Below are 22,089 nucleotides of genomic sequence, written 5' to 3'. Positions count from 1 at the left end.
CCTCGGGTTCTGAGTTGCCCCATCCCATGCCTATGAAAAAGGATGCCCACTGAGAGGGGAAGTACTCTGCGGTTGCAATCACCGCCTAATGCGGGGGTGGCGAGACTAGCCACTCCTATTTGTGTGCTGCTCTTCACTAGGAATAGCACGCTTACTAACAGGAGCATCGCTCCCTGGAGGATTATTGGCAGCGTCCCGCTCATACCGGTAACCCCTGTGTAAGTATCTGCGGCTCCCATCACGGATCCTCGCAGCTTTCACTTTGGCCATGGTTTTATCGCTAATGCAGGACTTGGATTCGATATAAAAACATTTTTTCACTTCCGAAGTGACGCTTCCTCGTGACTCCACAGGATTTCCCCACATTTTGGCGCAAGCCTTTGTGCTCGTAAGCGTTCATAATCGAGAGAGTTTCAGGCGCTTGCTTAGTTGGCTAAGAGACGGGAAGCTCAAAGGTTGAGAAACCATATCCGAGTGCCGAAGCCATGGGAGCATTTTTCCCTCCAGACAGGGAGTTCGAGGCATGGGATACACCTTGAGACGTGGCCTGTTGGGAGGTTGCTTCCTGCTGTTGTTTGCGGAAGTTGCCCTAGCAGGGTGGGTTACCATCAAGAACCAAACGGGGCAAACCCTGATCATCCAAGAGACATTTATCGTCGCGGGTCAAGCCCGGCGGGGCAAACCTATCCAGTTAGTCGCTGGAGAAACAGTTCGAGAGTTTCTCCCCCTTCCCACGATCAAGAATGTGGAAATTTACGACCCCAAGAATCCCACCCGTCCCCTCTGGACTGGTAAACTGCCATGCAAAAACGACAATCAGACTTATGTCCTCTCCTCAGCTAACGGTCAAATCACCGTTCAAGCCATCCCCACCGCCAAGTAGCAAGCAATTCTAGAAAAGACCTAAGTCTCGGCTTCTGAAAGCCTCAGCACAGCTTTGCCCTCTCTCTGACCTCGGCCTCGCCATTCCAGGAACAGGCAATAAACTGGCAGGGGTTTCGTGCCTGGGTAGAGGCTTGGTGTGGAATTGATCCACGAGCCACATGGCCAAGAGGAATCAGGCAAGACCGGACAACACGCCGAGATTCTGCGGGAGTGGCAGATATGCACCCATTGGTGATCCTAGTGGTGGGAATTGTCACCATTATCGGTCTGATTGTCGTGTTTCGGGTGCATGCCTTTGTGGCTCTGATCAGTTCGGCGTTTGTGGTGGGTCTGTTGGCTACCACACTTCCTGCATCCGAAACTGGTCCAGCTACGATGAGGTTGGGGAATGCGGTTAGCACGGTGGCTATCGAGTTTGGAAATGCGACGGGAAAATTCGGGATAGTGATTGCTCTCGCCTCGATCATCGGAACCTGCATGATGGAAAGTGGCGCTGCGGATCGTATTGTCCGAGCACTTCTGCGGTGTTTGGGAGAGAGGCGTGCGCCAGCGGCTCTAACAGCGAGTGGGTATATTCTGGCGATTCCGGTCTTCTTCGATACAGTGTTTTACCTTCTCGTCCCTCTTGCGCGTTCGCTCTACCAAAGAACTCAGCGCCGCTATCTGCTGTCTATCATGGCGATCGCAGCAGGGGGAGCGATCACCCACACATTGGTGCCTCCGACACCAGGGCCGTTGGTGATTGCAGCCCAATTGCAAGTCGATTTGGGTGTGATGATCCTCATGGGAATTTTAGTAGCTGTCCCCGCAGCGGCAGTAGGCTTGCTTTTTTCCGCTTGGGTGGACCGCCGCATGCCCGTTCCCATGCGAGAAGTGCCGGGACTGAAGGTCATGGAATCCCTGCCAGAGGAGCGCTTGCCTCCTCTGCTTTTGTCCTTACTACCGATTCTTCTTCCCGTGCTCCTCATCAGTGCCAATACAGCCGTCGAAGCTGGAATGAAACAGTCTACTTCGAACGTGCAGCTCGAGTACATTCAGCCGGTATTTCAGCTCTTGGGAGACCCCAATTTTGCCTTGTTTTTAGCCATGATCATTGCTGTCGCAATCTATCGCAAACAGAAACGAGCTACACGAGAGCAAACCTTAGGAATGGTTGAGACTTCATTGTTGAGCGCAGGAGTGATCATTCTCATCACTGCGGCGGGGGGAGCTTTCGGAGCTATGCTCAAAGCCGCGCAAATTGGGCCTGCTATCGAAGCTCACTTTGCACAACTTGGAGGTGGCGGCTTAGCTTATCTTTTCCTCGGTTTCGGCATCTCCATGGTTTTGAAAATCGCCCAAGGCTCAAGTACAGTGGCCATGATTACCACCGCCTCCATGCTCGGCGCTATGTTGACCTCTCCGACCTCCCTTGGCTGTCATCCCGTCTATTTGGCACTGGCTATTGGTTCCGGATCGCTTGTCGGCTCGTGGATGAATGACTCTGGTTTCTGGATCTTTGCCAAGATGGGGGGCTTGACCGAAGTGGAAACCCTGCGATCTTGGACCCCACTGTTGGCTGTGTTAGGATGTACGGGGATGATTGTGACCTTGATTCTCGCTACTCTGTTCCCGCTTGTGTCTATCCCCTCTTGATCACAATCGCTTCATATGAAAAAACGATGAAAATGACACTTTCCCCCTGAGGAATTCTGAGTTCCGCTCCATTTTCCCTCCGTATTTTTTGAGCTTTTTCATCTCAACATCAGAAATATCAATAATTTACGTCAAACTTGAGACAGGTGAAGAGAACGATGGGGAGGTGTCGAAAATTTTGACAAGCCAAACTCTTTTTCTGCGATAGTCCGGAAGAATTTTTTTGCTTTTTCCCAGATCGGGTGCTACGATTCCATTGTCCCGCAAAGGATGGTTGCTGTGAATGGGCGACGCAGCAACAATCTGGAGCGGGACACTTCTTTTAACCCCTTGTTTTTCCCTGCCACCTATCCACTTCGGTGCTAAGTTTTGGCATTTTTCGTGTGTCTATGGACAGATAGGATGAGCGATAGGCTCGCCGGAGCTAGCGCTTCAGCGCGCGTACAATCCTGATAGTGCGGTCAAGAGATTCTTCGTTCGGTGTGGAATCCTTCGTAGATTCTGGGATTGGAGAGAGGTGATGGCCGTCGGGGCGATCAGGCAGCCGTATGAATGGTGGCCAGCGGATCGATGGCGTGAAGAGCGGCAACGGGATCTATCGCTCCTTCGTCCCTGGGTCGAGGCGCGATTGCAGCGATCCAGCCGGGGCCAGCGCCATCCGGTGTATGATTTTTTGTTTGAGTATTACTCATATCGTCCCAGTCATCTTTTGCGTTGGTCGCCGGGGTGGGGCATCGTGTTGCAAGGCGCCCGCATTGAAGACGTAGGCTGGCGGGAATTTATCGAGATCACAGAGGGAGTGGTATTGCCTGTGGAGGCGTTTCCGGCCCACCGCGTGGATTATTTGCGTTGGGCAGTGGAGTATTTGGAGGCTGTGGAAGCTCGCGAGCCGGCGTGGAGTTGTTTCGGTCTGCACGAATGGGCGATGGTATATCAGGAGTCTTGCATCCGTCATCCCTATGTGCCACTGCGACTTCAGAGCGAGAGAATCGACGCCTTCGTGCGGCAACAGTCGTTGCGATGTACCCATTACGACGCGTACCGGTTTTTCACGCCGTCGGCTCGTCCGCTCAACCGCTGGGAGTTGACACGGTCGGATGCGATCCGCTTCGATCAACCGGCTTGTGTTCACGTCAACATGGACCTGTATCGGTTCGCCTATAAAATCGCGCCGTTTTGTCCGGGATCCCTAGTGGCAGCTACCTTTGATCTCGCCCGGCGCGCCCGCGAGTTGGACATGCGTGCTAGCCCCTACGATCTCCGCGTTTATGGCCTCGAACCGATCTGCATCGAAACCACCGAAGGGCGCGCTGAATACATCGAAGCCCAACGCCAGCTCTTCGTCCAAGCTCAGCCGCTGCGGCGACAACTGCGCGCGCTGTATCAGCGTTTGCTCAACGATCGCTTGTCCGTTCCTGATCCACCTCCGAGGCAAGATGGAGCCGCTCATCCTGAACGGTCGATGTGGCGGTGACTCGATAGGATTAGGCAGCTTAGGCGTGCCGTTTACGCCGGGGTGGATGAGGAACGCCACTCTACGGTTGCGCTCTGCCCCGGTGCTTCCTCCACTTCCACACGCAAGATATCGGGTGTGAACCCCTCGCGCTGTTGCAGGGATTGCCACAAGCGGCCGGCAATATAGTGGGCTAGCAGCTCGGCGGTGGTGTTTTCGATGGGCAATAGGACGCAGTCATCGCGGGGAAAGAGCCATTGCCGTTCCGCATAACGCACAGCCACCACTGAGCCGCGTTCCTCCACCTGGATCACCGGATTGCGCGTGGGCAGGAGCATGTGGTGATCCAATTCATCGGTGATTTCTCGCGTCAGATGCTTCAAAGCGATGAAATCCACCACATAAAAATCCGCTTGCAACGGGCCTTCGACCTCCACCGCAGCACGGTAATTGTGTCCGTGGAGTCGTTCGCACTGGTGTCCGCGGTAGCTGATAAAGTGCCCGCAGCAGAATACGAGATGATCTTTGGTGACGCGCACCTTGTAGCGTTCAGTCGGCATGATATTTTATCAGAGGCTAGGGGAATTCCGGGCAGTTGTTCTCAAAGAGGTCCTCCCCGGCGAGACTTCAGGACCCTTGGGTGCCTTCTTGATCCTCCGATCCATGTTATAGCGATGCCAACTCGACTCCGAGGGATTGTGCCCAAACAAAGGGGGAATCCGGGCGCAATACCTGAGTTCGTAGGGCTACGAATAAACAGGCGGTAATGAGATCGGCGGTGGTGCCAGGATTGAAGCGATTATCTGGCAGCCGCAGACGACGATCCAGTTGGGCGGCAGCGCGCCGCCCCGCGGCACTGCTCAACCCCCCCAAGTTTAGCACCTCTTGGGCTTGCTGTTGTACCCACTGCGCCGCTGCCGGACCATTTTTTCGGGCGATTGCTGAGTCGCCGTATTGGGCAAGCCAATGAAGTTGGCATTCGAGAACAGCCGCTTCGACACAGCCCCAGCGTTCCCAAGCCTCGATCAACACGGGCAGTCCAAACTGCCGCACGTCAGCATAATCTGTGACGTATTGACGGGCGATAAGATCGTAATCTGCTGCCAAGGCCATGACCTGTTGCAAGCGCAACGTAGGTTCTCCCCGCACGTCTTCACGGGGGACTTGACCCAAGCCCGACGGTTGAGCCAAGCGAATCGCGGCATAGACATCCCGCGCATCGGCCAGGTCTGCGGCTTGGAGAACTTTTCCCAACTCGTTTTCCCACCGCGACGAGTAATCCAGTCCTGTCAGGGGGGCTAATAGAAGGATGATGCCGAGGTTAGTATTCACCCTGACAATCCTCCGCGTTGCGGCCACCGCTTGATAGATTCGCTGGCCCAATGGGAGGGTCGACTGACTCAGCGGTCCGGCACAAGCGGCGGCACTCAAGAGAAAATCGGCCAGTGTCGTATCGGCGAAATCCTGGTAACGGTGGACATTACCGAGCTTTCGGGAAAGAACTTCCCAAATGCAAGCCGTCTGCACATGCAGGGCCACGGAGGATGCCTCCGCAGCAGCAATAAGCGGTGTGTGATCCAGCCTCGTAAACAGTTGCATCGCCGGTCTCCTTGACATTTCCTCCTTCTGTCTCCGTGTCTGAGGGCTTCTTGATCCTATCCAGCCACCTACACCTCCCGCTGATTGAGAGACTACGGTGCCTACACCTCTCTCACACTTCGAGCCAATCGGGTAACATAGCGCCAGATTTCCTGGGCAACATCGATTTGGCATGTCGCAGCCAGGGCTTTCCACCCTGGGACAGCATTGACTTCGAGCACCCACCAGCGATCCTGGCGGTCCTGGAGTAGATCGACGCCAGCGATGAGGCAATCTACGGCCTGAGCTGCCCGGCGGGCCAAATCGGCGATCGTACCACACACCGGGCGAGCCACGGCTATCCCTCCTTGGGCGACGTTGGTCCGCCAGTCGCCTGCACGGGCATGCCGCTGCATGGCGGCCAATACCTTGTTCCCCAGCACAAAGGCGCGGACATCATACCCCTGATGAGGGAGGTACTGTTGCAAATAGATCACTTGTCCGCTGGTTTCCAGGACGCGGAAGGTCCGCCAAGCGAGTTCGGGATCAGAGATTCGTTGCAAGCCGCGACCCTCAGCTCCAAACAATGGTTTGACGACGACATCACCTCCGAGGACATCGAAGCCTTGCATGGCTTCCTCGGTTCTCTGGGCAACGAAAGTCAGCGGTGTCGGTAAACCGGCCTGACTCAACCGGACCGAGGTCAGATACTTGTCCACGCAGACTTCCACCGCTTTCGGCGCATTCACAATGGTGAGACCTCGGAGGACTGCCGCATGGAGACAATCCATGCGAAAAATGATTTGTTCCAGCGATCCGGCGGGTATCGTGCGGACCAAAGCAGCCTGATACCCCGCCAGCGGTCCACCCCCTGGATTCCAACCCTGGCCCGTTCCCGCACTCAGATGGCGAAAGTCCAGCACATCGGCTTGCAAGCGTAACCCTTCTGCCGCGCGAAGCAAATCTTGGACATGCCAGCCGCGACCTCCGGATAATATGGCGACACGCATCGGGCTTCCTCGATTCTGGCTTTACCTTAGCTCCGTCCGAACGATCGGATCAGCAAGTCGGGAGAGAGCTGGCCATATCGGTGGCAACGGCCTGTCCGTAAATTTCGGAATTCCACGACTGCGGGTGCAAAGAGCAGGGGATCGATCTGATAGAAGTCTCCATTGTATCGGCGGAACAACTCGGCAAACGGTGAGCCATAATCTCGCGAGGCACAGGCGGGAACCTGGGGGCCGATGCTGGTGAGCAGGTCGTCATCGCAGTGGACCCAGAGGATCACTTCCGCTCCGTACAGGATGGCGTCGTTCGTGCGTCCGATCGCTTCGATGGTATTGCGGGCCACAGGAGGCAAGGGAGCCAAACCCCACCCACTGACCACTTGCCGCACATCGAAATGCAGCTCATGCAGTTTGTGCAAGGCCGTTTCGACCGAGCGTGCCACGACCTGCAACGTGCCGGCGAGACTTGTCGTTGGAGCCACTAGCAAGGTCAGATGTTCCGTATCCTCGGGCAGTTTGGCCACGATGGCAGCAATCACTTCGGGAGTGGGATGCTGGTGGGTTTCGAGCACTCCGACAGCGACCGGTGCTCGCTCCTGGCCGGGAATGTGCTGGAACAGCTCCTCACGCGCCGCCAAGGCCCGCATGGGGCCGGATGCCATCGCAAAATACTCGCCGACCTGAAGGCGCCATCCGGCGTACTGGGAGGCCAGACAGGCTCGCACCGGTTCGTCCGTCACCACTTGCACCGCTAGCCCCCCGACATTGCCGAGGGGATAAGGGACCAGGCTGACTTGCCCCAAATCGGCCAGACACGTCCGAGCCATCAGAATGCCAGCGGCCAAGCTCCCATCCACCGCCCCGCCACAATCAATGACATGAGCACCAGCCACACGCGTAACCGCCACGCGATAACGTCCAGGATCCCGCACCAGTTCTTCCGCCACGCGCTGAGCCATCTCGTTCAGGGTCATGAATTCTCCTCCCAAGAGGTCGTCGAGACAACGGGGAGATTATCGCTCCTCCTTGGTTTCTTCCCTCAAGGATGTATCGTCGCCTAGACTTTGATTGGCCGGCTGGCACATTGTCATGTCTGTGACAAACTGGTCTGTTGGGGGAGACCCTGGCGCAGAAACAGCAGCCTCCGACGCCTCGGCAAAAAGGTGATCAAGCTGGGCCGCCAGTCGTTGCAGGTGCGCGATGCAACTGGTCAGAGTGTGACCTCGTGCCAAGAGAGTCAGTACAGGCCGATTCTTAGGAATAAAAGTGCCGGGCGGGGGAATGTCGGCGTAAGTTGGCCAGCGCCACGGGTCCAAAACAGCTTGCACATCGACAAGCCAAGGACCACCGTCCGGGAAACACAAATCATGGGGAGCGTAATAAATGGCCTTGGCCACGAACCAGCGGGGTGAAATGTCGGGTGATACTTCCCCCAGCAGGACGGCCTTTGCATACGCATGCTCCAGCACCTCCACCGAAGCGGGATAGCGGGGATTAATCTCGACTACACTGATCCCGCCCCGATGGCGAATGAAGTCGAAGCCCCAAATCCCTTGCAAGCCGTAGTTCTGCTGGAACCTCTGGCACCAGTGCTGGCAAAGAGAAAGCACCTCCGAATCGTCGATCCAGGGGCCTACATTCCCGCACCAGCAAAAGCTTCGGGCATGCAACCAGGACTGGCCGAGAAGTTGCTGGGTGACGCCTAAGCAACGATCATCCAAGCAGATGGCTGAGGCAGGCAGGCCGGTTTGGTATTGCTGCAAATAGTGATGATTATCGGGGCATTCTCCGGGGCGAGCGAAGCGTATGCCTATCCCTCCACCGGAACGTAGCGGTTTGCATAGCCATTGTCCCGTGGCGGGGCACGCTTGGTGTCGCGCAATCACTGGTGGAATCACTTCCGGAAAGCATTGGGCCAGTTGCCAGGGATCGCGTACAGCACGCACCGTTTCCGGGCAATTCCCCCACAGCTCATGAATCGCCATCAGATTCGCAATCACTTCCGGGTAATTTTCCAGACCCCCGGTGTAAAGGAAGGGCGAGGCGGGAAATTGGGCAGCCAGTTGGGACAGGGCATGGGGATAAGCCTGAGGCAAGCACCTTTGCACTTTAGCCCAGCGCTGCAAATCCACGTCAGCAAATAGGTCCACAGCCCAAGCAGAACAACCGGCTCTGGCGAGCGATTGCACGGCGGCACGAGCGGATACGCCCACCACCCCCATTGTGAACCAGCCTCTGCGCCTCATGGTTACCCTGCGGAGTGGAGTATCGCCCTTGAGCCTCCTGCCTGGCACATGGAGTCAGCGTGGAATCCGTCAATACGCGGGAGTTTCTAAGGAGATCAGTCCTCATCCCGGTAAGTTGGCAAGCCGAACAATTTCCGCAGGCGCCGCACTTCGTCTAACATCATGACCCGCAACACATCGGCATAATCATCCGTCCAGGCTTCCATGTTTTTCAGAGAATGGAGGGGCCGGAAATCGGTTCCGTACTTCTGTTGTTCCTCTGGCGGTAAGGCGAGGGTACCGAGCGTTTGGCGGTTGCGGGCTAGCACCACCCAGCTCGAAGCTGTCTTGCCGATGTGGCGTTCCGAGGAATCGTTCCAGATACGGGCTTCCAGACCCAAGTCCTGAGCAATGGCTGCGACGACCGGCTCCAGAGCCACATACTTGTTGGAAATATGCAGAGCCAAAATGCCATCCTCCGTGAGGCGGTCCATATACAGTTGCACGGCCTCACGCGTGATCAGGTGAACTGGGATAGCATCGGAACTGAAGGCGTCCACAAAGAGCAGGGCATAGCGAGCATCGACATCTTCTTTGAGTTTGAGGCGGGCGTCGCCCATGCGAATAACAACCTCGGCCCCCCGGTTGCGGGCATCCCGCACATAGGTGAAAAAGCGGTCCGAATCGGCAACAAGAGCCTTGACTGCCGGATCAATTTCGTAAAAAACCAGCTTTTGACCGGGAAGCGCGTAACAGGAAACACTGCCGGTGCCTAAGCCAACCATAGCGACCGGCGCTTTGGCATCCGCTCCTCCTTTCCGCGTGCGCAATTCGCGGAATGCAGCCCCGACCGGACCTGTGCGGTGATAGTATGTCAGCGGTTCCTGGCGCACATCATAATGCCAGTTTGCTCCCGCGATGACTACCACATCCCAGGGAGAATTCGGAATCATAAACTGCAAGTCGTCCCGCCAGTGCCGCACGAATTCCTCGTTGAATTGTGTTCCGTGCAGCGTGGTCCCGTGGATCAAGCGATTGAAGGTACCCCGTTTCTCCACCTTCAAAATACCAAAGAAACTCCGATCCACGTGAATGTAACCCATCACGGAGTCTTGATACTTTATGGGCATCAGGATCGCCGCGACAGACAATGCAAACCGCAAGGGACGATCCACGAAAAAGAAACACACCATGACTGGGACCGCAAATACCAGGATGGCAATGATCGTCTGAGGTGCCAAATTCAAGTTATCTGACAATGAAATGACAATGCGACAAAAAGTATCAGATCCTCCACTTTCACTTCCATTGAGGATTTCTGCCGCATACCAATCGCTACCAGGAAGTTTATGAATAAAGTCGAAGGCGAAGTAAACCAGCACGGGAATGATGAGGTCCCGGGACCATACTAGCCACTTTGACCAAGATCGCCTGGGACGACAATCAGTATTCCCGGATGTATTCCCGGAAGCAGTTCGATCGCTGCTCGAAGTTTTTGCCGCTGTCATTTGAGCCAGCGATGGGACCAATAGACAGGCCATGATCAACACCAATGGGTACTCAAATGCATGCTTGAAAACTAGGGGAGCGACGATGGCGTTGAATATACCTCCGAGCATTCCGCCCACGGACATCAGCAAATAGAACTCCGTCAAGTATTTTGTACTGGGACGATCATAAGCCAACTCATAGTGGCACATCAAAGCCACGGCAAAAAATGTGAGGATATGTAAGAGTATTTCCAAGCCCATATGTCCACTTACGACTTTGGAGATCATGGTGAATACCAAGAGTAGAATCATAACCGGGGCGAGATTGCCGATCACAATCCGGAACCAAGCTGGCAACCGGCCAAAAGCGATGATGAATGTCAGCAAGTACAGGGAAAGGGGAATGACCCACATTAGCGGGATGCTGGCAATATCCGTGCTCATATGGAAGGTCACGCCCAGCATCAGACTGGATGGGACAAATGCCAGGGCGATCCACCGGAGCTTTTGCCACAGAGTAGGGGGTGGCTCTGCCTCCGCCTCGGCAAGCGATGTGGCAGTTTCTCCTGTCCCGGCCGAACGGCTATCGAAGCTGTTTTTGCGTTTTCCGCTGCCATAGGTCGTCAGATTCTTCGGCGGCGGGACACTCACCGGATGGGTAGCGGCGTGACCGCAGAGATACACCAGCGAGGCCAGCAAGGCGAAACCGATGGCAAACAGCCATGCTTGGCCGACGATGCTCAGGTTCGGTTCGATCAGTAAGGGGTAACCGAGGAGCGAAATCATGCTCCCCGCATTACTCGCGGAGTAAAGAAAGTAGGGGTCTCGTGCGGAAGGGTGGCCAGTGTATGCAAACCACCGTTGCAGCAGAGGAGCACTCGTCGAAATTACGAAAAAGGGGATGCCGATTGCCACGGCGAGCAAGGCCAGAACGTGGAGGACGGGGTTGGCATCACCTGTCGGGGCTAAACTTTCCACAATGGCGATCGGTGTGTGGCGGGAGCCGAAAATAATGGCCAACAGAAAACTCAGAAACGGCAGGGCCACTACCACGAGATGGAGAATCCACTGGTTCCACGGCGTCATGCGTTGGGTGATCCGGTGCGCGTAAAGATAGCCCAACAGGAGTAACGCCTGGAAAAACACCATGCAAGCGTTCCACACCGCGGGGCTTCCTCCCAACAGCGGAAGGATCATCTTCGCCACCATCGGTTGAACCATGAACAATAGGGAAGCACTTACGAACAGCGTGATCGCAAAGAGGATTGGCACGGGTGGATCCCTCAGTTCCGACTTCAGGTCAGAATGCCAGCAAGACAGTTCCGGCTTCTACCCTCGAAATTCACAGAGGTTACAGCGAAGTTTAGGAACTCCCTAGCGTGGGGGGGAGTGCTTTCCAAAACCGCCTGGCATGAAAAGACGATGAGAGAACCCAGGGCATCCTAGCATGAGGCTAGCGCGGTTCAATCTTCTAAGCCGGCGCGGAATTCAGCCTCCTCGTCGATTCCGAGGTCTTGCTGAGGAGGTGGAGGACCATACTGCCCTAAGGGAGCGATTGTTCCACCGGAAGGAGCAGGCGCTTTCGCCACCGGAGGGCTTTCGACCGAGCCAGGTGAAGCAGGGGCGTGGGGGGCGGTTAGGTCGGAGGAAGGGCTGGAACGACGGGTGGCAGAGGCAGAGGAACCCCCGTTGCGGGAACCACCGGACCGGCCAGTGGAGACAGGACTGCCACTCCCGCGTTTTTCTCCTCGCGGAGTCGCTTTGCGGGAAGAGCTAGAAGGCGGCGCAGAACTGCTACGGGTGCTATGGGACGGCGTTGCACTCCGGGCGCTGCGCGGCGCTGCGGGCAGGGAAACGCCCCCCTTGCTTGGAGAAGCCTCTGCTTGACCCGAGGATTTCGGGGAGACCGGAGACGAAGGTATGGCTTTCCCCATCGGCGATGACTTGGACCGGGGCGGTGCCAAGGGGGACGGCGTGCTGCCGTAACTGGGCACTTGATCCAAATCATCGTCTTCCCACTCCGCTTCCTCCACTAAAGCACGGCCCAAAGGCCGATCGATGGGCGAGAGCGGCTCGTCCAACTCAGCATGTTTTGGCCGAGGAGAAGGTAAAGAGGTACCACGGGGGGGAGAAGTAGAACGCCCGCTATCTTCTCCGGAAAACGACTCCCGGGGAAGAAGACCAGATCGTTCCTCGACGCCGCCCTTGAGGTCGGCAGCGCGGCCCATTGCGGAGGCGGCATCGCCCATCCCTGGTCCCCTGGAGCTGCTGGCGGCTGCTGGAGCGGAGCGTCCAGGCGACTCCTCTACCGGACCGCTAGACTTGGCCATTTCCAAACCGAAGCGGGTCACGATGTACATGCCGCTTGGTTTATGCTTTTCCAACTCCAGTAAGCCCAGCCGTTGGGCATCCTCCAGGAATTCGCTGAAGGTCCGGTAGCCGTAGTATTCCTCGTTAAATGAAGGCTTCTTCCGCTTCATCGTATCTTTGATCATCGAGGAGTAGATGATTTCCTTGTTTTCCCGCCGCAGGGCCAACAGCGATTCGAGCAGCAAAGCGAAGGCTTTACGCTTGCGTTCCGGTATGTTTTCATTCATGCTGACCGGAATAATGGGTGCCCGGTCCAGATCTTCGTAGTAGATGAACTCATCGCAATTGTCCCGCAACAAGTCCGAAGTGGCATCCGCCAACCCCATCCCGATCACGTGCTTGCCCAATTCCTTGAGCTTGGACACTAAAGGAGAGAAATCACTGTCTCCCGAAACGATCACGAAGGTGTCGATGTGGTCTTTGGAATAGGCTAAGTCGATGGCATCCACGACCAAGCGGATATCCGCCGAGTTCTTGCCACTGACGCCGCGCCGGGGAATTTCGACCAGTTCAATGGCTGCCTCATGGAGGGCCGTGGTATAACTGCTGAAGCGGCTCCAGTCAGCATAGGCCTTCTTAGCGACGATTTTTCCCTTTTCCACCAACCGCTCCAGCACTTTGTGGATGTCGAAACGATCTCGGCGATTCTGGAAGCCCAGCCCCAGGTTTTCAAAGTCGATGAAGACGGCTAAGGCCCGTTCTCCGTCACCGCTGCGTACCGATTTCATGGAGCGTTGTTATCCGTGAGGAGTTGGGGTTACTAGTTCAAACAGCAGCCGACAGCAGCGTCTGCCGGCCAGTATGGTCATAATACCACGGCCTAGACGCCAAACGTATTGTGGCATCACGACACAGACTATGACAATACATTTTGACCCAGCACCGGCGGAGTGACCAGAGTGGATCCAACTGTCTTGTGTGGGGTTTCAAGGTTCGGCATCTTATCCCAATGGTTACATCGAGCTGCCTGAACCGGAAAGTGGAAGGAGCGGAGATGCTGAGGGTGGGCGGTATTCCGCAGCGTTGGCCGTTCATCTGAAGGATTCTTAACCTATTTCTCATGCCACGGATTCGCGTGGCAGAGGTTCCGAAAGTGGACTGGCGGAGCGGAAAGATGAGCCGAGAGTTTTATCGCTTGGATGGACAGGTGGCGGTTGTCACCGGCGGCGGTCAGGGGATCGGGGCAGCGATCTGTCGGCGATTGGCCGCGGCGGGAGCCAAGGTTGGAGTCTTCGACATTCAACGAGATAACGCCCATGCCGTCGCGGAGGCCATTGGCGGCGTGCCGCTGGTCGGCGATTTGACCCGCGAAGCGGATGTCGAGCGAGTCTTCCGAGAGGTGGCGGAGAAAGCCGGTCCAGTATCTATCCTGGTCAATAACGCCGGCGTGGCTAGCCGTAAAGGACGGGATGTCCCCATTTGGGAAAGTGTCCGCGAAGACTGGGAGTATGTTTTCAACATCAACGTGATCGGCCTGGTCTTGTGTTGCAAGGCGGTATTGCCAGGAATGATCGAGCGGCGCTACGGCCGCATTGTCAACATCGCCAGTATTGCGGGCAAGGAAGGGAACCCGAAGATGGCTCCTTACTCGGCAAGCAAGGCCGCGGTGATCGCACTGACGAAATCTTTGGCCAAGGAACTGATCGGCAAGGGCGATATTTGTGTCAATAGCATCGCACCAGCGGTGATTCGCACTCCCATCTTGGAACAATTGGATCAGGCGCAGATCGACATGATGCTATCGAAGATTCCGTTAGGGCGTCCGGGAACGCCCGAAGAGGTTGCTGCCCTGGTGCACTTTGCTGTGAGTCCCGAATGCAGCTTCACCACAGGCTTCTGCTTTGACATCAGCGGCGGCCGAGCGACTTACTGAGGTTCGAGATGCAGAGAACCTTATCGTGTCGTGGTCGGCCCGTATGCCAACGAGAGACGCTGGAGGATCGCCAGAGAGTGAATTTTGAGTGTATTAACCCCAGGTCACCAACCCAGGTTCGTAGCTATGGGGCAGAAAGGGGTTTTTGGGCAAGACGCGAACGCTGAAGCCGAATTGCCCGCTGGCGGAGCAGGGGACGCTCCCCGTAAATAGCACATCTCCATCGGCTGTGGCGCCATTAGGCTGAAGGGGCGCCACTCGCGCATCGACTATTTCCCCGACGGCATCCAAAGCCCCATAGTAAAGCTGGACATCGACATCATCGGGTCGGAAAGGGCCGAGATGAACCCGGACTTTGACGGGAAACTCGGCTCCGACCCGGAGGGTTTCGTGGGTGGGGGCATCGACGTGTACGATGCGGATCTGGTTCCAATCTTTGCGGAGACGGCGGCGCCATTCGGCGAGGGCGCGGGCCTGTTGCACCTGGTCAGCCGTGAGTTGCAACGAACGACGATGGCTAGGGAGATAACACTTTTCCGTGTACTCCTCCACCATGCGATTGGTGTTGAAAAAAGGAACCAATGTTAGGATGCTCCGTTTCATTCGCCGGATCCACTCGCGGGGCAGGCCATCCGCGCCGCGGCGGTAGAAGACGGGTACAATGTCATTTTCGATGATTTCCAAAAGCGCCCGGCTTTCAACTTCATCCTGGTAGGTGAGGTCCGTATATTCTTCACCCGCGCCAATAGCCCAGCCATTGTCGCCATCGTACCCTTCGCACCACCAGCCGTCGAGGATTGACAGATTCAATCCGCCATTGGCGGCCGCTTTCATGCCGCTGGTTCCAGAGGCTTCCAGGGGCCTGCGGGGATTGTTCAACCACACATCCACACCTTGGATGAGATGGCGGGCCACATTCATGTCATAATCTTCGATAAAGACCACGCGGCGGCGAAACTCCGGCCGACGGGAGAAGTGGACCACCCGTTGAATCAACTCCTTGCCGCCCTGATCGCGAGGATGGGCTTTACCAGAAAAAATGAACTGCACCGGCCTGTCCTTGTTATTGACTAATTGAGCCAGGCGTTCGGGATTGCGAAAAACCAGATCGCCCCGCTTGTAGGTGGCAAAACGCCGCGCGAAACCGATCGTCAAAGCGTCAGGGTCCAAGACTTCATCTGCCGCGGCGATTTCGCTCGGAGGAGACCCCCGGCGTTTCAATTGGGCTTTGACTCGTTGGCGGGCAAAGGCGACGAGCCGTTCCCGCGCCCGTTCGTGCGTGCGCCACAGCTCCGCATCAGGAATCTGCTCGACGCGCCGCCAGATGGCAAAATCCGTCGGTTTTTCCACCCATTGGATGCCCAAATAACGATCGTAAAGGGTGGCGATTTCCGGAGAAAGCCAGCTTTGGGTATGAACGCCGTTGGTGATGTGGATGATGGGCACCTCTTGGGGCGGCAATCCCGGCCACAAATCCTTCCACATCTTGCGGGTCACTACACCATGCAGTTTGCTTACCGCGTTGCTTACATTGGCCATCTTTAAGGCCAGCACGGTCATCCCGAATGGTTCCTGCTCATTTTGGGGATGGACCCGTCCCAACTCCGCCCAACGCTGGCGGTCCATGCCCATCGACCGCAGGTAATCCCCCAGGTAGTGCTCAACCATATCTAGGGGAAAGACATCATTACCTGCGGGCACCGGTGTATGGGTCGTGAAGCAACTGCCCGCCTTGACGGCTTCCCAAGCTGTATCCACGTCTACGTGCTGCTCTTCCATAAGAATGCGAATGCGTTCCAAGGCCGTAAAGGCCGCGTGCCCCTCGTTCATATGGCACACGGTCGGCATTTTGCCCATGGCTCGCAAGGCACGAATGCCGCCGATGCCCAACACAATCTCCTGCTGAATGCGCATGTGTTGATCCCCGCCATACAATTGAGCGGTGATTGCCCGATCCTCCGCAGAATTCTCCGGAATGTTGGCATCCAGTAAATAAAGGGGTACTCGTCCCACCTGAACTCGCCAGATGCGCAATTTCACTTGCCGATTCGAGATAGGAACGGTCACCAGAAGAGGTTTTCCCTGTTCATCCTGGACGGGAAGCAGGGGCAAAGTGAAGAAATCGTTTTCCGGATAGCGCTCCTGCTGCCATCCTTCGGCGTTGAGATATTGACGGAAGTACCCTTCTCGATACATCAAGCTCACGCCACAGAGGGGGATACCCAGGTCGCTGGCGCTTTTGAGGTGATCACCCGCCAACACGCCCAAACCGCCGGAATAGACGGGAATACTCTCGTGGATGCCGAATTCTGCTGAGAAGTAGGCCACCCACAGCGTCCGATCCTGAGGAAAATTGGCCGAATACCAGGTCGGAGCATTCAAGTAGTGTTCCAGGGCACTGGCCACACGGTCCATGTGGGCCAGAAAGGCATCATCAGCGGCTAATTCCTCCAGACGTGACTGAGGGGTTGCTCCGAGCAATCGGATAGGGCTGTGGTCCAAGGCCTCAAATAGATCGGGATTGATGCGGCGAAATAACGCCACGGCATCGGCATTCCAGGACCACCACATGTTGTAAGCCAGAGTCTGCAACGGACGGAGGCGTTCAGGTAACTTGGGTAGGACGGTATAGGTACGGATCGGTCCGATCATGCTCTCCCCTTGCGGAATACGAAAATGCCACACCGAAATCTTAGGCAGAGCCTGCTATCCTGGCGATGGAAGCTTGGAAGACACGTGGGAGAGTTTGACATATAGTCTTCCCGCATAATGTATTTTATTCTGCTCCAATACCCAACCGCGGCCTCCTCTCGCGACTGCTCCTTGTATGAGTGCGCGTTACAAGTGCCATGGGGCGTCCTGTTTTCCGTTGTCGTTAGCCCTGGGGACGTTGGTTCCTGGAATTGGGGAAAGGGGGAATGGGGTACGGGGCGAGAATCGGGCAAAAGTGAAAAATGACGATCAGGACGAAATGAGCAGGCATGCTGTAGGGATTATGCCCGATAATGGAAGAAGGTGGGTCAGCAGATGATAACAGTCCTAGGAAACGAGGTCGAAATTACGGTTGGCGCAGTGCTAAGCTAAACTATGATTCCGCTAAGAGCGTCCGGAGAGTAGCGGAACCGCAACAGGCAACAATCTCCTCCAGTGCCGGAAATATGGACGTCCCACCCGTGATTGAAGATAGCCGGTCTTCCTCCCGCCGGATTCTGTTTGTGGCGGATGATCCCCATCTGCACCGCTTTTTGCGACAGTTGATGGAACCATTGGAGGAGGAATGGCGGCCTCATTACAGCCGTGGCGGTCCGGAAGCCCTCCGGCAACTGGAAGATGGCCCTTATGCCATCATCATGGCGGATGTACGCTTAGCAGCCGGATTTTGTCAGGAATTGTTGCTCCAGGCGCGGCAGCAAACCCCTCAAACGGTTCGTATCGTCTTGGCTGGTCCTGGCGATCAGGACCTCTTACTCCGCGTCCTTCCCTTAGTTCAGAGAATTTTATCCAAACCCTGTGATCCTGCGGAATTGTATGCCACCCTCCAGCGGACACAATCCCTGCGAGAGCTTCTACGCAGCCCTTCTGTTATGACGGTCGTAGGGCGGCTCGGTCAGATACCGACGCTGTCCACTTTGTACAGCCGGATCGCGGATGAGTTGATGAAACCGGACTACTCCCTGGCCAAAGTGGGGGAGTTGGTTTCCCAGGACCCAGGAATTGCAGCGAAACTGCTTCAAGTAGCCAACTCCGCCTTGATCGGCTTACGCCGGCCGGCCACTACGCCGGCTCAGGCTGTCCGCGTTCTAGGCGGGGAATTGACACGCACCTTGGTCTTGGCAGCCGATCTGTTCTCGCGCTACAGCCCGGCTCAGCTCAAACCGTTTTGCATCGATCAGCTTTGGGAACACAGCCAATCCGTGGCCACACTTGCGGGCCGGATCGCCCAACATGAGCGCTTGGATGAACGGAATACGCGAGATTCGACGTTGGCAGGTTTGTTCCACGACATTGGCCAGTTGCTGTTAGCCAGTCAGTTGCCGGAAACCTACCGCGAGGTTTTCCACCTCGTGCGCCGCGAGAATATGTCACTGGCTAAGGCGGAACACCAGGTCTTCGGGGCGACTCATGCGGAAGTCGGTGCGTACTTGCTTGGCTTGTGGGGACTCCCGGATCCTCTCGTCGAGGCCGTCGCTTGGCATCACATCCCGGAACAGTGTCCGGGAACGACCGTGTCACCGCTTACAACGGTCCATGCCGCCGAAGCGCTCTTAAGCGAACGGGAAGGAGAACGACCCCATATTGATTATTTGGAGCGCTTGGGTCTGGATGACCATTGGGAGCGCTGGCAGGAGTTGTCTCGTAAAGCCGAAGCTGTCAGTCGGGAAGTGCCCATCAAATAGTCCGGATCCCATGACACAATCTGTTACAGGTCGATGCGGCAGGGCTTCCTGTCTTCTCCCTATTTTCGATCCTGGCACATCAAGAGAATCCTCAAGTCAGTTCGGCAGTTCCTGGTTCGGAGCACGCGGGGTTGCCTCCTATAATGCTTTTGACTCCGAGGTGCATCGGGAAAGGACCGCGGAGACATTGGCTATTGAGAAGGAGAGGAGAGGCTCAATCCAGTCGTATGGCATTTTTCCTGGCTATCGAAACAAGTTGTGATGAGACGGCGGCAGCGGTATTTACGGATCAATATGAAGTGCGCTCCAACGTCGTCGCCTCTCAGACCCGCTGGCATGCGCCCTTCACGGGGGTGGTCCCGGAGATAGCAGCTCGCGCCCACTTGCGTCAGTTGCTACCCGTAGTGGACTCTGCTTTGACAGAAGCCGGCATCACTCTGAAAGACCTTTCCGCTGTGGCTGTCCACCATACACCAGGTTTGGTCGGTTCATTGCTGGTGGGAGTGGCAGCCGCCAAGATGCTTGCGGCAGTTTTGCATATCCCTTTATTGGCGGTGAATCATGTGGTCAGTCATGTTTTCGCCTGTCGCTTGGCAGCAGGGCGGGACATTTTCCCCTGTGTGGGTCTGGTGGTTAGCGGTGGGCATACGGTACTCCTGCACTGCAACAGTGCCCAGGAAATGAAGGTTCTGGGAGGGACACGGGACGACGCTGCTGGTGAGGCCTTCGACAAAGTCGCTGCTCTGTTGGGACTGGGGTTTCCTGGTGGACCTGCCGTCGAGCGTGAAGCGGCTCTAGGTGATCCGACAGCCTACGATTTCCCACGGGCCTTTGCTGACGACGGGCGTTTAGCATTCAGTTTCAGCGGGCTGAAGACTGCTGTCTTGTATGCCTGCTTTGGCCAGAATGCCCGCCGCATGGACCCTCCGCCTCCCGGTCCCAAACGGGCCAATTTGGCGGCTAGCTTCCAGAAAGCGGTGATTGACGTCTTAGTTCTCAAAGCCAAGCAGGCCCTGCGCCAAACGGGTCAACGCCGCTTGGCAGTTGGGGGAGGTGTGGCCGCCAATCAGGCTTTCCGCCAGGCCCTAGAGGCGATGTGTGCGCGGGAAGGAGTGGAGTTGTTTGTCCCACCCCGGCATCTTTGTACCGACAATGCCGCTATGGCCGCTGGAGCCGTGGAACTCTGGAAACAAAAATTGTTTGCCCCGTTAGACTTGGATGCCCAGCCCACCTGGCTATAGCAGTCCCAGAGGAACCTTACGAGCTGCCGTGACCCTTCCAGGCTTTTTTCGGGGCTTTTTCCTGGTTTCACCGGGTTTTCCGTGTCTTGAAGTTAGAAATCGAAGACCAAATCTAGCTCGCCCCGCAGACGGATTGGCATCGTATTCCAGAATCATTTGGCTTCCGGTGTGCGATCCGAGGGTGGTGGGTCGGACTTATGTTCTTGCTGCCATTTCTCCCGGAGTGCCTTGGGGAGATAGGCACCAGGACCTAGTCGTTGCTCGTACCGCTTCCTTCGCTTCAACCGCTGCTTGCGTCGTACACCTGCGGGATTACCCATAGCTGCTCCTTTCTAGCTAGTTGAAATATACGATCACGCGTTTCCGTTACGTTTCACTGGGAGGGGGAATCGACACTCGGCTCCTTCATCGCGTGGTTCAGGGATATGATCATAGGTTAGAAACGGCTAGGCCGCTGACGAGGGGGGATGGGACATACCGGCCCAAAAACTACTCCTATTGTGTTCCCCGGATCACGAGCTAGGACGAAGCCCTTTACCGTACCTTTGGGGAATGACCGAGGACGACAGGTTCTCCCCTTGAGGAGGCATAATGGAAATCGGCTGGTGTATTCATAATGGACCTGAAGACATTTCAGGCGCTGCTGCAAACTGAGGGTCAAGCTGCTCTTGCGGACGCCGAAGCACTGGAACCGACGCGGTTGTCCCTCCTCCGGTGTTTAGCGACACTACAGAAGCGCTATCGGCCGGATTTAGCCAAGGCGGCGTTGGAAACGGCATGCCTCCGGCAACAAGCCCGGCAGAAATTTCCCACCTGGTGGAAACGTCTTTATGCGACACGTGAAGCTCTGGAACAAGCCAGTGGCGAGAAAATCGCTCTTTATCGTGCCAGCCGATACACCGGATATCCGATGGTAGCGGATTTGACCTGTGGCTTGGGAGCTGATGCATTAGCTCTGGCTATGACTGGCCGCTTCGTCGAGGCTATCGATCAAGACCCTCTGCGAGTTGCTCTGACCCAAGCCAACGCAGCCGCTTGGAACATGGATTCCCGCGTCAGGGCTAAGCTCGCCGATTGCTTGTCCTGGTCTCAACGGGCGTCGGAGTCGGTGGCCCTTTGGATCGACCCCGATCGTCGGAGAAACCACCAGCGTCACCTCCATCCTGACGATTATCAACCGCCCTTATCCGTTCTGATGTCCCGCTGGGGAACATCGCGTCCGTGGGGAATCAAGTTGGCTCCTGGTCTTCCGCTTTCTGCGGTCGAAGCATATCGTTCCGAGGCGGAAATCGAATTTATTGCTGCGGGAGGGGAGCTAAAGGAATGTGTCCTGTGGTTTGGACCATTGCGAAGCTGTGAACGTCGTGCTACCCTTGTGCTGCCCGATCCGGAAGTGGCACACACGCCGGTTGCTGATGCCAGGGAAACGGAGGCACCTAAGCCCCCTCGACCTCTTATAGCCTCTTTATCCGCGAGCGGCCCCTTGCCGTCACCGGTCTATGGTCCCCTGGCGAACTATGTTTATCATCCTTCGCCTGCTGTAGTTCGCGCTGGACTTCTCGATTTGCTCCGCGAGCGCTTGGGTGCCGCCCGCCTCCATCCTCGGACCACTCTCCTGACCGCTGACCGTCCAGTGACAACACCGTTTGCTGACACTTATCAGGTTCTCGAACGGTTGCCGGCGGACCTGCGCCACCTGCGCCGCACGCTGAAACAATCTGCCTTCACCTCCGTGACGGTCGTACAGTGTGGTTCCCCTCTCGATGCCGCATTGTGGGACAAGCACTGCCAACAGATTCTGCGGAGCTTCCGACTGTCAGTCGCAACCTCGGAGGGCGTTTTCCTGCTCCTGACCGAGGATACACAAAAGCCATGCCTGCTGATCGCACGGAAGGTGCTGGAGTCGCCTTTTCCTCAGCCAAACTTTTGACCGTC

At 56.4% G+C, this 22,089-nt stretch carries 15 protein-coding genes; 7 read left to right on the top strand and 8 right to left on the bottom strand.

Features of this window, described 5'->3' with window-relative positions:
- Positions 1 to 523 precede the first annotated feature (523 nt).
- The 3 genes from H0921_RS03110 to H0921_RS03100 all read left to right on the top strand — a co-directional run bounded on the left by H0921_RS03110 (position 524) and on the right by H0921_RS03100 (position 3,994).
- On the top strand, positions 524 to 883 hold the full coding sequence (locus H0921_RS03110) for a hypothetical protein (protein WP_194536538.1): 360 nt from the start codon (positions 524 to 526) through the stop codon (positions 881 to 883).
- 221 nt (positions 884 to 1,104) lie between these two features.
- Positions 1,105 to 2,520 carry a GntP family permease gene (locus H0921_RS03105; RefSeq protein ID WP_194536537.1) on the top strand — a complete coding sequence of 472 codons (1,416 nt, stop codon included), beginning with the start codon at positions 1,105 to 1,107 and terminating at the stop codon, positions 2,518 to 2,520.
- A 520-nt stretch (positions 2,521 to 3,040) separates the two neighbouring features.
- Entirely contained in the window at positions 3,041 to 3,994 is a 954-nt protein-coding gene (locus H0921_RS03100) for a 3-methyladenine DNA glycosylase (protein WP_228498907.1), read from the top strand.
- 32 nt (positions 3,995 to 4,026) lie between these two features.
- Here the strand turns inward: H0921_RS03100 and H0921_RS03095 are convergent, their stop codons facing one another.
- The 7 genes from H0921_RS03095 to H0921_RS03065 form a co-directional block, all read right to left on the bottom strand.
- Positions 4,027 to 4,533: a 6-pyruvoyl trahydropterin synthase family protein gene (locus H0921_RS03095; protein ID WP_194536536.1), complete on the bottom strand. Its 507-nt coding sequence runs from the start codon at positions 4,531 to 4,533 to the stop codon at positions 4,027 to 4,029.
- Positions 4,534 to 4,639: 106 nt separating this feature from the next.
- Positions 4,640 to 5,572 (bottom strand): triphosphoribosyl-dephospho-CoA synthase, encoded by a 933-nt coding sequence (locus H0921_RS03090; RefSeq protein ID WP_194536535.1) that lies wholly within the window; start codon positions 5,570 to 5,572, stop codon positions 4,640 to 4,642.
- Positions 5,573 to 5,673: 101 nt separating this feature from the next.
- Positions 5,674 to 6,561 (bottom strand): ATP-grasp domain-containing protein, encoded by an 888-nt coding sequence (locus H0921_RS03085; protein WP_194536534.1) that lies wholly within the window; start codon positions 6,559 to 6,561, stop codon positions 5,674 to 5,676.
- Positions 6,562 to 6,587: 26 nt separating this feature from the next.
- Positions 6,588 to 7,532 (bottom strand): methenyltetrahydromethanopterin cyclohydrolase, encoded by a 945-nt coding sequence (gene mch / locus H0921_RS03080; RefSeq protein ID WP_194536533.1) that lies wholly within the window; start codon positions 7,530 to 7,532, stop codon positions 6,588 to 6,590.
- Between the two features lie 39 nt (positions 7,533 to 7,571).
- Positions 7,572 to 8,804 (bottom strand): ATP-grasp domain-containing protein, encoded by a 1,233-nt coding sequence (locus tag H0921_RS03075; RefSeq protein WP_194536532.1) that lies wholly within the window; start codon positions 8,802 to 8,804, stop codon positions 7,572 to 7,574.
- A gap of 95 nt (positions 8,805 to 8,899) precedes the next feature.
- On the bottom strand, positions 8,900 to 11,545 hold the full coding sequence (locus tag H0921_RS18290) for a spermidine synthase (RefSeq protein WP_194536531.1): 2,646 nt from the start codon (positions 11,543 to 11,545) through the stop codon (positions 8,900 to 8,902).
- 191 nt (positions 11,546 to 11,736) lie between these two features.
- Complete coding sequence (locus H0921_RS03065; protein WP_194536530.1) at positions 11,737 to 13,371, bottom strand: NYN domain-containing protein; 1,635 nt, start codon at positions 13,369 to 13,371, stop codon at positions 11,737 to 11,739.
- A 386-nt stretch (positions 13,372 to 13,757) separates the two neighbouring features.
- Here H0921_RS03065 and H0921_RS03060 point away from each other — a divergent pair, with 386 nt between their 5' ends.
- On the top strand, positions 13,758 to 14,516 hold the full coding sequence (locus tag H0921_RS03060) for an SDR family NAD(P)-dependent oxidoreductase (protein ID WP_194536529.1): 759 nt from the start codon (positions 13,758 to 13,760) through the stop codon (positions 14,514 to 14,516).
- A 93-nt stretch (positions 14,517 to 14,609) separates the two neighbouring features.
- On the opposite strand, the gene glgP is transcribed toward H0921_RS03060, so the two are convergent.
- Entirely contained in the window at positions 14,610 to 17,168 is a 2,559-nt protein-coding gene (glgP, locus tag H0921_RS03055; protein WP_194536528.1) for an alpha-glucan family phosphorylase, read from the bottom strand.
- Between the two features lie 506 nt (positions 17,169 to 17,674).
- Here glgP and H0921_RS03050 point away from each other — a divergent pair.
- The 3 genes from H0921_RS03050 to H0921_RS03040 all read left to right on the top strand — a co-directional run bounded on the left by H0921_RS03050 (position 17,675) and on the right by H0921_RS03040 (position 22,084).
- Positions 17,675 to 18,913: a response regulator gene (locus tag H0921_RS03050; RefSeq protein ID WP_194536527.1), complete on the top strand. Its 1,239-nt coding sequence runs from the start codon at positions 17,675 to 17,677 to the stop codon at positions 18,911 to 18,913.
- 227 nt (positions 18,914 to 19,140) lie between these two features.
- Positions 19,141 to 20,154 (top strand): tRNA (adenosine(37)-N6)-threonylcarbamoyltransferase complex transferase subunit TsaD, encoded by a 1,014-nt coding sequence (tsaD, locus tag H0921_RS03045; protein WP_194536526.1) that lies wholly within the window; start codon positions 19,141 to 19,143, stop codon positions 20,152 to 20,154.
- Positions 20,155 to 20,770: 616 nt separating this feature from the next.
- A complete protein-coding gene (locus H0921_RS03040) occupies positions 20,771 to 22,084 on the top strand; it encodes a class I SAM-dependent methyltransferase (protein WP_194536525.1) in 1,314 nt (437 codons plus the stop codon).
- Positions 22,085 to 22,089 lie beyond the last annotated feature (5 nt).

Source organism: Thermogemmata fonticola (assembly GCF_013694095.1).
In the GTDB taxonomy this organism is placed as follows: Bacteria; Planctomycetota; Planctomycetia; order Gemmatales; family Gemmataceae; genus Thermogemmata; species Thermogemmata fonticola.
The sequence above is the reverse complement of the archived record's forward strand: the minus strand, read 5'-3'. Positions and strand labels throughout refer to the sequence as shown.

Excerpts from the sequence above, each read along its gene's own strand:
- H0921_RS03040 (WP_194536525.1), top strand. The coding sequence starts at position 20,771 with ATGGACCTGAAGACATTTCAGGCGCTGCTGCAAACTGAGGGTCAAGCT.
- H0921_RS03060 (WP_194536529.1), top strand. The coding sequence starts at position 13,758 with ATGAGCCGAGAGTTTTATCGCTTGGATGGACAGGTGGCGGTTGTCACC.
- H0921_RS03050 (WP_194536527.1), top strand. The coding sequence starts at position 17,675 with ATGGACGTCCCACCCGTGATTGAAGATAGCCGGTCTTCCTCCCGCCGG.
- H0921_RS03090 (WP_194536535.1), bottom strand. The coding sequence starts at position 5,572 with ATGCAACTGTTTACGAGGCTGGATCACACACCGCTTATTGCTGCTGCG.
- tsaD (WP_194536526.1), top strand. The coding sequence starts at position 19,141 with ATGGCATTTTTCCTGGCTATCGAAACAAGTTGTGATGAGACGGCGGCA.
- H0921_RS03110 (WP_194536538.1), top strand. The coding sequence starts at position 524 with ATGGGATACACCTTGAGACGTGGCCTGTTGGGAGGTTGCTTCCTGCTG.
- mch (WP_194536533.1), bottom strand. The coding sequence starts at position 7,532 with ATGACCCTGAACGAGATGGCTCAGCGCGTGGCGGAAGAACTGGTGCGG.
- H0921_RS03095 (WP_194536536.1), bottom strand. The coding sequence starts at position 4,533 with ATGCCGACTGAACGCTACAAGGTGCGCGTCACCAAAGATCATCTCGTA.
- H0921_RS03105 (WP_194536537.1), top strand. The coding sequence starts at position 1,105 with ATGCACCCATTGGTGATCCTAGTGGTGGGAATTGTCACCATTATCGGT.
- H0921_RS03100 (WP_228498907.1), top strand. The coding sequence starts at position 3,041 with ATGGCCGTCGGGGCGATCAGGCAGCCGTATGAATGGTGGCCAGCGGAT.
- H0921_RS03085 (WP_194536534.1), bottom strand. The coding sequence starts at position 6,561 with ATGCGTGTCGCCATATTATCCGGAGGTCGCGGCTGGCATGTCCAAGAT.
- H0921_RS03075 (WP_194536532.1), bottom strand. The coding sequence starts at position 8,804 with ATGAGGCGCAGAGGCTGGTTCACAATGGGGGTGGTGGGCGTATCCGCT.
- glgP (WP_194536528.1), bottom strand. The coding sequence starts at position 17,168 with ATGATCGGACCGATCCGTACCTATACCGTCCTACCCAAGTTACCTGAA.
- H0921_RS03065 (WP_194536530.1), bottom strand. The coding sequence starts at position 13,371 with ATGAAATCGGTACGCAGCGGTGACGGAGAACGGGCCTTAGCCGTCTTC.